This is a genomic window from Rickettsiales endosymbiont of Trichoplax sp. H2, assembly GCF_009690945.1.
In the GTDB taxonomy this organism is placed as follows: Bacteria; Pseudomonadota; Alphaproteobacteria; order Rickettsiales; family Midichloriaceae; genus Aquirickettsia; species Aquirickettsia rohweri.
Genome location: NZ_NPHZ01000002.1, coordinates 1 through 15,169, shown reverse-complemented (window position 1 = coordinate 15,169; position 15,169 = coordinate 1). Strand labels below are relative to the sequence as shown.

At 26.9% G+C, this 15,169-nt stretch carries 13 protein-coding genes and 2 tRNA genes; 11 read left to right on the top strand and 4 right to left on the bottom strand.

The genetic code is table 11. The features are described 5' to 3' along the window. The first annotated feature begins 30 nt into the window (after positions 1 to 30). The 9 genes from h2es_RS02160 to h2es_RS02120 all read left to right on the top strand — a co-directional run bounded on the left by h2es_RS02160 (position 31) and on the right by h2es_RS02120 (position 9,884). Positions 31 to 2,760 carry a sodium:solute symporter family transporter gene (locus tag h2es_RS02160; RefSeq protein WP_154510980.1) on the top strand — a complete coding sequence of 910 codons (2,730 nt, stop codon included), beginning with the start codon at positions 31 to 33 and terminating at the stop codon, positions 2,758 to 2,760. 716 nt (positions 2,761 to 3,476) lie between these two features. After that, positions 3,477 to 4,514, top strand: coding sequence for a patatin-like phospholipase family protein (locus h2es_RS02155; RefSeq protein ID WP_154510978.1), 1,038 nt, complete (start codon positions 3,477 to 3,479; stop codon positions 4,512 to 4,514). Between the two features lie 59 nt (positions 4,515 to 4,573). Then, positions 4,574 to 4,645 (top strand) — tRNA-Cys (locus h2es_RS02150). 24 nt (positions 4,646 to 4,669) lie between these two features. After that, a complete protein-coding gene (gene eno, locus h2es_RS02145; RefSeq protein ID WP_326844996.1) occupies positions 4,670 to 5,938 on the top strand; it encodes a phosphopyruvate hydratase in 1,269 nt (422 codons plus the stop codon). Between the two features lie 42 nt (positions 5,939 to 5,980). Then, positions 5,981 to 6,343 (top strand): NADH-ubiquinone oxidoreductase subunit NDUFA12 family protein, encoded by a 363-nt coding sequence (locus h2es_RS02140; protein WP_154510976.1) that lies wholly within the window; start codon positions 5,981 to 5,983, stop codon positions 6,341 to 6,343. Between the two features lie 17 nt (positions 6,344 to 6,360). Next, entirely contained in the window at positions 6,361 to 6,912 is a 552-nt protein-coding gene (gene mlaD / locus h2es_RS02135; RefSeq protein ID WP_126045219.1) for an outer membrane lipid asymmetry maintenance protein MlaD, read from the top strand. After that, complete coding sequence (locus h2es_RS02130; RefSeq protein WP_195909954.1) at positions 6,860 to 7,417, top strand: DUF2155 domain-containing protein; 558 nt, start codon at positions 6,860 to 6,862, stop codon at positions 7,415 to 7,417. Before mlaD ends, h2es_RS02130 begins: the two co-directional genes overlap by 53 nt. Before the next feature lie 34 nt (positions 7,418 to 7,451). Beyond that, entirely contained in the window at positions 7,452 to 8,153 is a 702-nt protein-coding gene (locus h2es_RS02125; protein ID WP_195909953.1) for an SDR family oxidoreductase, read from the top strand. Positions 8,154 to 8,222: 69 nt separating this feature from the next. After that, entirely contained in the window at positions 8,223 to 9,884 is a 1,662-nt protein-coding gene (locus h2es_RS02120) for a hypothetical protein (protein ID WP_154510970.1), read from the top strand. A 55-nt stretch (positions 9,885 to 9,939) separates the two neighbouring features. On the opposite strand, the gene h2es_RS02115 is transcribed toward h2es_RS02120, so the two are convergent. The 4 genes from h2es_RS02115 to map are packed head-to-tail and all read right to left on the bottom strand — an operon-like array spanning position 9,940 to position 14,206. After that, a complete protein-coding gene (locus h2es_RS02115; protein WP_154510968.1) occupies positions 9,940 to 11,313 on the bottom strand; it encodes an aldehyde dehydrogenase family protein in 1,374 nt (457 codons plus the stop codon). A gap of 5 nt (positions 11,314 to 11,318) precedes the next feature. Next, positions 11,319 to 12,407, bottom strand: coding sequence for a phospho-N-acetylmuramoyl-pentapeptide-transferase (gene mraY / locus h2es_RS02110; protein WP_154510966.1), 1,089 nt, complete (start codon positions 12,405 to 12,407; stop codon positions 11,319 to 11,321). Position 12,408: 1 nt separating this feature from the next. Beyond that, entirely contained in the window at positions 12,409 to 13,410 is a 1,002-nt protein-coding gene (holA, locus tag h2es_RS02105; protein WP_154510964.1) for a DNA polymerase III subunit delta, read from the bottom strand. Position 13,411: 1 nt separating this feature from the next. Continuing rightward, positions 13,412 to 14,206, bottom strand: coding sequence for a type I methionyl aminopeptidase (map, locus tag h2es_RS02100; protein ID WP_126045274.1), 795 nt, complete (start codon positions 14,204 to 14,206; stop codon positions 13,412 to 13,414). Positions 14,207 to 14,249: 43 nt separating this feature from the next. Between map and h2es_RS02095 the strand changes: the two genes are divergently transcribed. Beyond that, positions 14,250 to 14,834, top strand: a complete 585-nt coding sequence (locus tag h2es_RS02095; protein WP_154510962.1) for a COQ9 family protein — start codon at positions 14,250 to 14,252, stop codon at positions 14,832 to 14,834. A 165-nt stretch (positions 14,835 to 14,999) separates the two neighbouring features. Then, positions 15,000 to 15,073: transfer RNA gene (locus h2es_RS02090), tRNA-Gly, on the top strand. Positions 15,074 to 15,169: the final 96 nt, after the last annotated feature.

Here is a 15,169-nt window from a genome sequence, read left to right as displayed (position 1 = left end):
GCGGAATAATAACCATACTAATAATTATAAATGCAAAAATACTTAAATGATCTTACTATACTTGATATAACAATAGTTATATTTCATTTGGCAATTTGTATAGGCATAGGTTTTTATCATTTAAAGAGCATAAAAACAGCTCATGATTTCTGCACAATAAAAGCAAGCAAAATTTTACCTTCAATTTTAGTATGCACAATTTTTGCAACATCAATAAGTGGTGGAACTATTATAGGCTTAATTAATGAAATTTATAGTAATCCTATAGTTTTACTTTACGTAATAACTCAGCCTTTTTATTGGATTATCACAAGTAAGATAATAACATCCAGCCTTTATAAATTTAAAGATTGTACAACTCTAACTCAAGTATTATACCAGATATGGGGCGGTCTTGGTAAATACGTTGGCATTTATACTGTAATAATTGACAGTATAGCATTTATTACTATCCAGTTATTAGCATTTGCATCAATATGCAGTTACTTCTTTGAGATAGATTACATAACTAGTTTAGTTATAGGGATAGTAGTGATTAATGCCTATTCTATTATGGGGGGGTTCAGAGGGATTATAGCAATAGATGTGTTTCAATTTTTAATATTTTTTGTGATAATACCCGTTTCTTATGTTGTCACAATTCAAACTGTTAGTTTTACTGGCAATTTTGTAAATTCTATTTCACTATCAAATTATAATATAGAGTTTAGTTTGCCAATAGCTATAGGACTTATCACAGCGTCTCTATTACCTGAAATAGCAGCTCCTTTCATGCAAAGGTATTTAATGTTAGCTGATAATACAAAAGCACTCAAACTGGTTTTTAAAAAGTTATTTATAGTAGCTATACCTTTCATGCTTTCTATTTGCCTAATAGGATATTTAATTATAGTTAAATCACCAAATAAATCTCTGGTATCTGATATTATTTTCAATTATATAGATTGGTTGCCACTAGGTGTTAAAGGTATGATGATATCCGGGCTTTTTGCCATTATAATGTCAACTGCAGATTCCCACATGAATTCTGCTAGTGTTATTATATCAAATGATTTTTTTAAAGTATATTGCCCTAAAATAGGAGAAAAAAGGCTGTTAGTGATTATAAAGGGTGTTATATTAGTATTATCACTTTTTCCATTTATTCTACTGATTTATAAAGATACTTTGTTTCAGCTAATGGCTATATTAAGAACTTTTGGCACTAATATACTAGTTGTGCCATTATCAGTTTCTTTTTTAGGATATAACATAAGTAAAAAACAGTTTTTGTATAGTTTTTTAGTGAGCATATTGTTTACTATCTTAACTATTTTAATATTTGACAATTATTCTTTATTAATCGCTTTCTCTGGTGTTTTAGGAAGTGTGGTAGTATTAGTTTATAGTAAAAATTCATATATAACTCTTGTTAGGAGAATAAAAAGATTATATCCTTTGATTTTTGATATTGCTAAAAATTTGCTCCTAAAGCTTCAGAAATTAAAATATCTGCATATTAAGGTTAATAATATTATTGAAACTAAATCAACTACATTAAATAATTTTAGTTTATTTATTTTTTCTTATTACTTTGTTTTCTCTCTCTATCTTGATGGTAATAAAAGTCTTTTACCATACTTAATAATAATAGGGTATATTTCAGTTCTTATATTCATGCTACGAGATATATTATTTCCAGAAAGATTAGTGAAAAAATACTCTAATCTATATTACTTTATTTGTTTGACTTTTTGTTTGCCTTTAATATCAAGCTACCTATTGCTCTATTATACATCTTCATTGCATAGTAGCTATTTATGGGTTATCAACTCCTTGCTTACTACATTTTTATTATATCAATTTCTCAATTCTACTGAATTTTTAATAAGTATGACTATAGGATTTATATTGGGATGTATTTTATATATGCTAGAAACTAGGAGCATTAATTTAGGATATTCTTTCCACCTAGTTTTTTATATATATTTATCATTACTTTTTATATCACAGATTATTGCAAGGGAAAAAGAAAAAAAATCTATCCAAAAAGATAAAATGCAAGAGGAGAAGCTTAATAATATACAAGTGTTTGGTGAAATGATAGCGCATGAAATAAAAACACCCATGTCTATAGCAAATATGCAATCTGGTTTATTTAAGAGTGTTCTTGAAAATATAGAAAAAGATAAACAAAATGCAGAAAAGTATACAAAAGAAGACTTTATAATGAAAAAAGAGAATTATGAGGCGTTTAAGAATGCAACTTATATGTTAGTAGATGCAAGTCAACATGGTGTTAACACAGTTGATAACCTTTTAACATCTTTAAGAGGCTCAGTACAAAATGAGAAGAGAGAAATTATACTAATCAAAAATATAGTAGAAGAATCAATTAAAGAATATGCTTTATATATTCCTGAATTAAAAAAAATAAAGGTAGAGATAATTGAGAATTTTAAGGTGGAATGCTCTTACAATAGCATAAAACATGTTATAATAAATCTTATAAAGAATGCTTGTGCACATAATGGAGTGAATGTAAAAATAGAAGTGACGGCAGAAAATAATAAATTATGTTTTAAAGATTATGGAAGAGGGATAGAAGAAGAAGTAATAAAAAAGATATTTGATAAGTTTTTTACTCAGAGCAAAAGTGGCACAGGGATTGGCCTTTCATTTTGCAAACTAATTATGGAAGATATTGGTGGATCAATTGAATGTGAGTCAGTAGTAGGGAAATATACAAAATTTATACTAAAATTTCCTAAAAAAGAATAAAAAAAGCTTGACAGCTATAATTGGTGGGTGATAATAAGAGTATGATGCTATATTTGAATATATAGCAATAAAGAATAAGGAGGTCGTCATGAACAAGTTATTTACAGTTGCTTCTTTGGCTATATCATTTTTTGCTGTACTTTCTGCTTTTGCTAATGGTACTTAAGAAGTTTTAATATTAAAATCCCCAATAGTATAGCTATACTTTTGGTGGATTTTAATATTATACCCAACTAAGAGAGAGCATGTTGAAGTTTACTTAAATAAAGCAACTTTAATATATATGTAGTACCTGAGTTACAGTAAGCTTTATTTCTATTTTATAAGTAATATTAGAGTATTAAGTGCATTTTAGCTAAATCTTGTTGCTTAGGCACTTTAACATAATTTTTGTATTAATAAGCAGCAAGTTTTATGAAGAGTGTATAGTAATTAATAGTCAGCTATTATAAATACAAGTAATGGCCTTCCAAAGCTTGCACAACTTTTCAATAAAGTATTGTATACTTAATTTCTAAATACTGCTGAAACCAAACTAGCTTTATCAACAACTTTTTTGTTATTTGCTCAGTGAAATTTTTCATTTAAGAATCACTATATTTTACGCTCTTTAGCAATTTGCAATATTACACTATTAATATATATCTTTTGCCTTGATACAATCATTGGTTGTATAATAAATTATTATAATAGATAAATATTTTTAGGTATAAATTATGTATAATGTATTAGTTGTTGATGGCAGAGGTGCGTCACAAGCTATAATTGCTGCCAAAATTATTCAAATTATTAATGAAAGGCTACAAGAAAATTCAAATAAAGATATTGCAAAGCATTTTGATTATGTTGTTGCTTCTTCAACATCTTCTTTGCCTGCTGCATTATTAGCAAGTGGAAAAAATCCAGAAAAGGTTTTTAGTGAAGTAAAAGATAAGTTTTATGATTCATTTTCTCATAATAAAAAAAAAGGATCTTATTATGTTTGCAGCTTTGTAGATAAAAATTGGAATAAAATAACAAATTATTTAAAAAGTTTTATTTGGGATTTAGATAAGATAAAACCTTATACACAACGAGAATTTAATGAGTTATTTAAAGATTTTCCTGATCTAAAAATTAAAGATACTCAAATTCCATTAACTTTATTAGCGGCGAAAAATAATGGTAAAATTATAAGCCATTGTTTTTCTAATAAAGAAACAAAACTCAGTGATGCAGTGAAGTCAAGTGTTGCAGAGAAGTATTATTTTCCTCATCATGAAATTAATAAGCATGGTTATTTTGATTATTCTTTTATATCTAAATCTTCCTTAGAACAGGGGCTGTATTGTTTGAAAAAGAGTGAGAATTTAACTGATCAATTATTTAATGTTGTTCAAATTAGTTTTGATAATTTAAATTTAGAAGACTATCTAAAAGGTAAAAAATTATCTGCTGAAAAGTATTATGATATTAAGGCATCAATAAATAATGATTATTCTTCAGGCAAATTTTTGGAAGGAGCTTTTTGGAAAATATTGGTTACTGAAGGTAATGGAATATCAAAAGATCTTCATAAGTTTGATAAAATATTAAATGAACAAGAAATTATAAATATTATAGAAGCTTCTACAATTTGTTATAATTTAGATGGGGAATATAATTGCAAGCCATTTTTTGAGGGCCTTGATGAGTTAATTAATAATGGATTAATGAATAATAAAGCACATGAGTATATAATTGATTCAATTCTAGATACGTTAAATGCTTGTTAAAATAAGTTGTGATAATTCTTGACCAAAGTTGGTAATTAGAATAGGGTTATCTTTGCTTTGGCCGAGTAGCAAAGTGGTAATGCAGTGGATTGCAAATCCACTAGGCGCCAGTTCGATTCTGGCCTCGGCCTCATAACTTATTATTAATATAGTTAGTGAAGATAACCTATTTAAAGTCTCGTCAAATATTTGACAGTAGAGGGAATCCTACTGTAGAAACAGATTTAATTATAAATGATAAATTTTTTGGCAGAGCATCAGTGCCAAGTGGAGCTTCTAAAGGTATATTTGAAGCTATTGAATTAAGGGATAAAAGCAAAGATTATAATGGAGAGGGAGTTTTAATTTCTGTAGAGAAGATTAATAATGAAATTAAAAGAAAGATCTTGGATGTAAAATTTAATTCCCAAGAGGATTTAGATAATTTTTTGATAAAATTAGATGGAACAGCAAATAAATCTAATTTAGGTGCAAATACTATTTTATCAATATCCATTGCTTTTGCAAAAGCAATGGCTAATCTTGAGAATAAGCAATTATTTGAAGTAATAACAAACTCTAGCAATTACTCTTTACCTAAGCCAATGTTAAATATCATAAATGGAGGAGCACATGCAGATAATGGTTTGGATATTCAAGAATTTATGATTGTGCCAGTAAAATACGATAGTATTTCTAAGAATTTAAAAATAGCATGTGAAATTTTTCACTCACTGAAAAAAGTCCTTAAAAAAAATCATTTTAAAGTAAATACTGGTGATGAAGGTGGTTTTGCACCCGATATTAAGACTACTAATCAAGCATTGAATCTTATAGTAGAAGCAATACAATATGCTGGATATAAGCTTGGAACAGAAGTTTGTTTAGCACTAGATATTGCTGCTAATGAATTATATATTAATGGTAAATATAATTTTAACGGTGAAAAAAATACATTAACAAATATTGAGTTAGTGGAATATTATAAAAAATTATGTAATGAATATCCTATAATTTCTATTGAAGATCCATTTTTTGAGCAAGATTATGAGGGATGGAAATTACTGAATCAGAAAATTGGAGATAAAATTAGGATTATTGGGGATGATTTGTTTGTTACAAATCCTACAAAATTAAAGCAAGGTATTGATCAAAAATTAGCAAATTCAATTCTAATAAAAATGAATCAAATAGGAACGTTAACTGAGACATTAGAGAGTATTAATATTGCTAAAAAATATAATTTTACTCATATTATTTCCCATCGATCTGGTGAAACAGAAGATACTACTATAGCCCATATGGCTGTTGCAACAAAAAGTCCTTTCATTAAAACTGGCTCTATATCAAGGACTGATAGAGTATGCAAATATAATGAATTAATAAGAATTGAAGAGCAAATTTTTAATCCTTTTGCAAATATTAATATTGAAAGAAATAAATAAATAACTTAAAATTATGCATATGTTTATTGTTAAAAATAACAAATGGAATTAGCAAATAAATTTTTTAGTAAGCTTTTTGGTAAAAAAGTTGGAGAAGACGAATTTGGCAATGTATTTTATAAATCAAATAGGTTTTCAAGGTATTTTAGTAGAGATATGAGATGGGTTATTTATAACGGTATTCCTGAAGCAACTAAAATCAGTTCTAATTGGTATAGTTGGTTACATCATCAAGATGATAAGTTGCCTATAAAAAATGCAAAAACATTATATAAATGGATAAAGCCTAGGACGCTTAATTTATCTGGGTCTCAATTGTCTTATTATCCATCCGGACATTTTTTTTCTAATGATAAGGTTAGATTAGAATCAACTGGAGATTATGTTGCATGGAAACCAAAATAAATTAGTGTAGCTTACTTATGAAGAATATATTTGAAATTGTAGTGGGGTTTTTAGTTTTATTTATAGCAATCACATTTAGTTATATTGTTTACCAGAGTTCAGATCATCAATTAGATAAAAATGATCAATATATAATTAATGCTATATTTGATAATATTGATGGTATTAAATTAGGTAGTGAAGTAAAAGTAAGTGGCGTAGTTATTGGAAAAGTTATTTCTCAACGTTTAGATTATGATACTTATTCAGCTGAAGTTCAAATGCTCATTAATAAAAAAATTAAATTACCAGAAGATAGTTCAGCTCAAATAGTAAGTTCAAGTATTTTAGGTGATAAATATATATCTATTGCACCAGGTACAGAAGAAAAATCTCTTGTCGAAGGTGACACAATTGAATTCACACAATCATCTATTAATCTTGAAGGATTGATAAGTAAATTTATTTTTGGACTAAAAGGTAGTAATAATCAAATGCAAATAGATGAAAATGCTTTTTCAAATTATAATAAATCGGATGAGCAAAACTATATATTCAATGATTCTAGTGCAGAAAACTCAATTAGTTAAATACACAATTATAATATTTATTTGCTTAACTTTTATATTTAATTGTAATCAATACATTAGTGCATTTGATGAAATAGAGAATGAGAATACAGAATCTGCATTTAGTGTTCTTGATGAAGATATTTATAAATCAACTAACTCTGATTTAGATATTACTAAGCAATCGATAATTCAAGGAGAATTAGAATCTTTTAATTTAGCAAAAATTAGAATTTTAGACTATAATACTGGTCATAGCTCTAATAAAGAATTAAAATTAGAAGAGAATTTAGAATTGACAGAAGGATCATTTATCAATCTTAAAGAGTGTAAAAAAGATATAAAAGATACTTTAAATCCAGTTAGCATGGCTTTTATTTCTGTTACAAATCATGGTCAAATTATTTATGAAGGGTGGATATTTTCTAAAAATACTTCTATTGCATTACCAAAGATTGATGATGGACTTATATATTTAACTGGTTGTGATAATCAAGTTATTAATAAGGAAGAAGTTAATAAATAATTTTAAGTTATATCATATAATAATGGAGGAGCTAATGTTAGAGAATATTCTTATAGTAGGTGCAAATAGAGGGATAGGTCTAGGTTTAATAAAGGAAATATTAAATAAAAATAGTACAGCAAATATTTTTGCAACGTATAGAGATAAAAATAAAAGTACTGAATTAATTAATCTTTCAAAGAAGCATCAAAATTTAAAATTATTAACTTTAGAAATTAGTAATCAAGATAGTATAAATAATTTAAAAAATGTACTTAAAGATGTGCAAATAGATTATTTAATAATTAATTCAGGAATATTAATTGATATAAATAGCTCGATTGAATCAGTTAAGGAATATGAGTTAAAAGAAACTTTTTCAAAAAATACTGTTGGTCCAATTATGGTTTTACAATCGTTGTTAGAAAATGTGCTACTTAGTAATAAAAAAGTTGTAATGGTTATGTCTTCAATTAGTGGGAGTATTGGATCTTATAAAACTAGTAGTGGCTATGGTTATAGAATGAGTAAAGCAGCGCTAAATGCTTCAATGAGATTGGCATCAATAGAGTTATTAAGTGAGGGAGTAAAGATTTTAATGATGCATCCTGGATGGGTGAAAACAGATATGGGCGGTAAGAACGCTCAAATTGAAATTCATGAGAGTGTAAAGGGAATAATATCTGTACTTGAAGATTCAGATCACTACGATACAGGAAGTTTTATTGATTATATGGGTGAAAAATTACCTTGGTGAATTAATATGGTTGACATATTAATACTTTGAGTGTAAACAGGATTCATATTTATTAATGGGGGTGCTACAATGAGTGAATTTATAAGTGATTTATATAATCAATCAGAAATCGAAAGTCTAGATTTGATAACCTTTAATGGCAGAATAAAAAGTCCAAAAGCATCATTAAAAAAAATTCTCAAAGATACAAACGTTTATAAAATTATAGCTTCAACAGCCAGTTGTTATGAATTATCAAAGGATCTTTTTCCACAAAGAGAAAAAGTTGAACTAAATAAAGAAGAATTTAGAAATAGCTTTTTTGTTTCATCTGTTGAAAGGGTTGCTAAATATCACAGTTCTTTAAAAGATTCTTATCCAGAACAAACAGATTCTATCTTGGAAAAATTTGCTGAAGATTTTTTTCAATTTGTTAAAAAATTAGCTACTGCAAGCAGTGAAGATGACATAGAAATTCAGTATGGTGTAAAATTAATTATAGATCTTAGAAAGTATACTACAAATTTAATTGAAGACTTAATTAGTGATAATAAAGAACTTGGAAAAAAATTAAGCAATGGAGAATTTTTTTATTTATTTGATTATCCTAATCAAGATGATTTAAATATATATTTAAGATTTCAAAAACAAATTAATTTAGTAATTAAAGCTATAAATGAAATTGAAGGCAATGATTATGAACCAGCAAAATTTAAAGCATCTATCTCAGGTATATTTACAAGTATTGAATATGTATTTAATGAATTTTGTACCCACAGTAAGGATTTTGTAGAGAAAGTTTTAGAGAAAGATGCTCTTGACATTGACATACTAATAAATGACCCAGAGCTGGTGAATAAAGTTTTGGCTTCTATTGGGAAAATGATTGAAGGGGCGAATAAATGCTATGACTTAACTCATGCATTGGAAAATGATGAAAAATATACTGAAGCAGCAGTAAAAAGTAGATATGATAAAAGCATGAACCTTGAAATAGTTAAATTAATCTCAGGAGGCTATCGGTCAGTAATATCACAAGATGAAGCTGAGAGATTAAAGAAATATTTTGAAAATAACGGTGAAAATAACGGCATAGTTTTATATGGTGCACCAAGTGCTGAAAATAACGACATAGTTTTATATGATAGTACATCAAGTGCTGTAGCTTTAAGTGATATTGCATTAAGTGCTGATAATAAGAATTCTATTTTGTTAGAATCAATTAATTATGCTTATGCAAAACATCTTAAGGAAAATGAAACTACTAACATGAAAGATGGTATTAAAGTTCCAAATGTGGATTTTACTGAATTTTATGATCAACCTTACGATGCGGAACATGCGAGATTTATAGACCTAAGCGTGCCAAATTTAATGAAATTTCTTCAAGATTATAAAAGTGCAATTGATAAAAATGGTAGTTTGGTTAGATTGAATGATTTTTCTGATGTAGTGAGTCAATTTTGTCATAATCAGGTTGAAACTGTTGAACAAATTCAGAAAAATATAGAAGCAGAAAAAAAGGAAGAAGAACAAAAGAAAGCTTGGGAAAAAGATAATACAAAACTTTGCTCAAATATCGTTACTGATTTTAGTGATCTTGAAAAATATCCTCATAATACAGATGAGTATCAAAAACTGTGCGATGCATTTGATAGGTTTGACTGTAAACAACATTATGAATCAGATCAAGCTTCATTAGAATTGGTTCATCAAACATGTGATAAATATACTAGTCAGACGGATCTATAATTTATTAAAAGTATTTAATCTAATTGTTTATATACAGTTTGCTAATTTTAAATTTTTACTTAGTAACATTTATAGTTTTAAGATTAGCAAATTCTTTAAGACCAATTTCAGATAATTCTCTGCCAAATCCAGAATTTTTAACGCCTCCAAATGGCAATCTAGGATCAGATGACACCATTTTATTTAGATTGCAAGTTCCAAAATTCAAATCATTTAAACAAATATTTTCTCCTTTTTCTATATTTTCAGTAAATAATACTGCTGATAATCCATACTCGCTCATATTAGCATATTGGATAGCCTGTTGAGTATCATCAACATAAGTAATAGAAAATACTGGTCCAAATAATTCTTCCTTAAAAGCTACATTATTTTTGTCTACATCAGTGAGAATAGTAACAGGGTAATAGTAACCTTTGCCATCAGGTATACTATTTTTATATATACATTTAGCTCCATTTTTTAAACTATTTTCTACTTGGTTAGATATAGATTTTTTTAAATCTTTTCTTGCTATAGGTCCTAGCTTTGAATTAGGTAAAGTAGGATTTGAATATTGGAATTTTTTTACATATTCAATTAACTTTTTTTCAAATTCACTTTTAAGTGATTTACAAATAATAATTCTTTTGGCTGCAATGCAGACTTGACCAGTATTAAGAAGTCTAGAATTAACACATTCTCTAACTGCTAAATCAATATCTGCATCTTCTAATATAATATAAGGATCATTGCCTCCCAGTTCTAATACACATTTTTTAATATTAGCTCCTGATAACATTGCGACACTTGCTCCTGCTTTTTTACTACCAGTTATTGTTACTCCAGAAATTTTACTGTCTTTTATCACGCTTTCAGCCATATTTACTTCTATAAGTAAGCTTTTAAATAAATTTTTAGGTAATGCATTGCTAAAAAGTTGTTCAAGCTTTAAGGACATTTCTGTGGTATTAGGTGAATGTTTTAACAAAATAGCATTTCCTATTATTAAATTTGGTATAGCAAATCTCATGACTTGCCAAACTGGAAAATTCCATGGCATTATTCCAAATATAATACCTGATGATGTGTATGTATAATAGCTTTTAGGAAATTCGTTGCTAATTATGGAAGGTTTTAAAAATTTTTCTGAGTTATTTATATAATATTCACAAAGTATAATACATTTTTCAATTTCAGAAATTGATTGAGAAATTGGCTTTCCCATCTCATTTGTTATGCATGTGGCTAAATCTTGTTTGTTTTCATTTAAAGCTTGTGATAATTTTTTGATAGAATTAATACGTAATTTTAAATTTTGCTTTTTCCATTTATCTTGTTCTAGAGCAACTGAGTCTATAATATTTCTAACTTGGCTAATGGTATAGTACTCATACTCTTTTATTATTTCTTCTGTAGTAGGATTTATAGTTTTAATAATGTTATGCATATTGATTACCTAATTTTTAAGCTAAAAAGTCCAATTAGAGCAAAAATTATAGCTAAAATCCAAAACCTAATAACTATAGTTGGTTCCGACCATCCTATTTTTTCAAAATGATGATGAATAGGTGCCATTTTAAATATTCTTTTGCCTCGTAATTTATAAGAGCTAACTTGTAGTATTACAGATATAGCTTCAAATGCAAATACAAAACCAGTTATAAATAAAATTATTTCGTTTTTAGTTATTACACTTATAGTACCAATTACAGCTCCAAGTGCTAAACTTCCAGTATCACCCATGAACACCTTTGCTGGAGGTGCATTATACCATAAGAATCCGAGTCCGGCTCCTATCATTGCAGAGCAGAATACAGATATTTCACCTGAATTTTGCACATACACTAATTTTAGATAATTAGAAAAAACTACATTGCCAACTAAATATGATATTATTGCAAAGAATGCTGATGATATTATAATAGGTCCAATAGCTAACCCATCTAATCCATCTGTTAGATTTACTGCATTTGATGAACCAGTGATTACACAAACACCAAATATAAAATAAAAATATCCTAAATCAATTACTAAATTTTTAAAAAATGGAAACACTAAAGTTGTTGAATGATTATTGGTGCTAATGTAGCTAATTATTAAAACAGATAATGCGCTTAATAAAAATTGGAGAGTAAATTTTAATTTTGCAGAAATTCCCTTGGAACTGTTAAGTTTTAATTTATTATAATCATCAACCCCACCTAAAAATCCAAAAGATACTAATACAAAGCTTAGCAAAAGTATATATGCATTTTTTAAATTTGCCCAAAAAATAATAGAAATTATAATAGAAATTATAATTAAAACTCCTCCCATGCAAGGAGTTCCTTTTTTTGTTAAAAAATGGCTTTCTGGTCCATCATTTCTGATTGGTTGTCCATTTTTTTGAAATGAGGATAAATACTGTATAAATCTATTACCATAAATTAACATAATAAAAAATGAGGTAAATAATGCAGCACAACTTCTAAAAGTTATGTACTTGAAAATATTAAAAAATGAAAAATATTTTACTAAAAATTCTGCTAAAAATTGAAACATATTATATGTGTATTTTTTGAATGAAATATTGATTTAGTATAAGATTATTATTAATAACTTTAGAATTTTTTATTTTTAGTTCTAATTCAAGTAGTTCTTCCATGAAATTTAATGCCTCATTAAAGCTAATTTTTTTACATATATCAAAAAAAATACTTTTCTCTTTGAAAAAAATAGGTGGTCTAAGATTATCAATTAAATTACGAAGGTTATGATTTTCAAATCTTTCTTTATTTTTTACTAATAACACTTTACTTAAATAATTTTGAATAATTCTAATAGAATTAAATAAATTCATCCCTTCAAATTTGTTTAACTGAGTGATTAAATTTTTATTATTTTTAAAAATAACAGAATGTAATAGATTTATATATGATAAATTCTTTATTCCAGATATAATTTTTTCTATTATTTCAATTGATAAATCTTTTCTTTTTCCTAAAAATTTTACTAATTTCTCTAGTTCATTCTTTATTAATAATATGTTATCAGGAAGAGAGTTAGCTATCATAAATGTCATTTCAGAATTAAAATTTATGTTCTTTTTTTTTAAAAAATCTTCGATAAAGATTTGAGTTCCATTTAAATCTAGTTTATAGCAATTTATAAAACAATAATTCTTAATAGATTCCAAACATTTATATGTTTTGGATGTTTTTTTCAGATTTTCTGCTTGAAAAATTATCAAGTAGCTGCTTGTATTACTTTTTAGTATTTCTAAAATATCATTTTTGATTATATCTCCAACATTTTGTATAATAATAGCTTTTTTTAGAGAAAATAATTGTTGAGATTGAAGTTTATTTGCTAATAACGAAGGCTCTTTTTGTAAATCAGAGAATTCAATTTTTTCTATATTTTTTTCTTCGCTAAGAAAATATTTATTTGTTAATTTATGTGTTGTATAAAATATTTGCCCAAAATCATCTCCAATAAGAAAAAAATTTAAACCCAAGTTATGATTTTTTAATTGATAATCAATTTGTCTAAAATTTATATTCATTTTAACTATATGGAGGATTATCTAAGTTTTTAGGTGATTGAGTAAAAATTTCATGTCCACTATCAGTGACCCCTATGGTATGTTCAAATTGTGCTGAAAGAGAATTATCTTTTGTTACTACTGTCCATCCATCATTGAGTAATTTAGTTTTCCATATTCCAGTATTTATCATTGGTTCAATAGTGAAAAACATACCTTTCTTTAATTCAATATCATTTCTCTTATCATAATAGTGTAAAACACTAGGGGAAGTATGAAAATCTCGACCAATACCATGGCCACAATATTCTCTAACAGAAGAATAGTTAAAATTTTTTATATAGCCTTCAATTACTCTGCCTATTTCAAAAAGCGGGACTCCAGGCTTAACAATTTCTATTGCTCTCATCATAGCTTCATAAGTTACTTCAACAAGACGTTTAGCTTTAATGGGAATTTTTTTTCCAACATAATACATCCTACTGGTGTCACCATGCCATCCATCTAAAATAACAGTTACATCAATGTTAACTATATCTCCTTCATTTAATTTTTTTTCACTAGGTATGCCATGGCATACTACATGGTTTACAGATGTGCATATTGATTTTGGAAATCCCTTATAGTTTAAGGGAGCAGGGATAGCATTATTTTCTATTATCTTATTATGACAAAGAGTATTCAATTCATCTGTAGTAATTCCTGGTTTAACAAATTCTGTGATGAAATCAAGTATAGATGCCGCTAATTTGCCAGCATTTCTCATAGAAACAAAATCTTCTTCATTATGAATTATTATACTTGGATTATTTTTCATTATTATTATATATTAAAACTTATTTAATTAAAGATAAATATTTATGACAGAAAACATTGAAGATCTTAAGAAGAAAATATTATTTTCTGTTCTTGAAATATTACCTTATGAAACATTTGATGGCAATATAATTTCAAAAGCTTGTAAAAACATAAATATACAAAAAGAATATTCAAATTTATTATTTCCAAATGGTAGAATTGAAGTTCTTGAATTTTTTAGAGATTATATAGATGAGATAATGCTGAGAAGAATAAATAAAGAATTAGTAAATATCAAGAGTATCACTGCTAAAATTTACGAATCTATTAAGATTAGACTTGAAATTTTAGATATACACAGAATGATTATACCTAAGATTATTTCATTTTATTCAATGCCATGGAATCATTTTAAATTATATCCTTATACTTGGAAGAGCATGAACTTGATTTGGCGAATTGCAGGGGGTGATAAATCAACAGATTTTAATTACTACACTAAAAGGGGATTACTTACAGGTGTTTATTGGTCTACAATTGTTTATTGGCTTCAAGATGAATCATTAAATTATCAAAGTACTCATGATTTCTTACAAAGAGAATTAAATTTAATTGTTAAAATTGGAAGAAAATTAGCTAATAAATAAAATTAGCCAGTAGTATAAAAATTTATAATTTAGGATTTACATTATTATTTAAATCACCACATTAAACTTCTTGAGTATATGAGTAACATATAATCCCAAAATTATTGACATTACGTGAAACTAGATGTAAGACTTTTTTATAAAAAAAGGTTCATAGCTTTTTTAGCGGATGTAGCTCAATGGTAGAGTCCTAGCCTTCCAAGCTAGTTATGTGGGTTCGATTCCCGTCATCCGCTCCATTTAAAAGTTTTTATCAACCAAGAAAAATAAAAAAGGAGAAAGGAAAAATGGCAGAAGGAAAATTTGAAAGAAACAAGCCGCATGTAAACACAGGG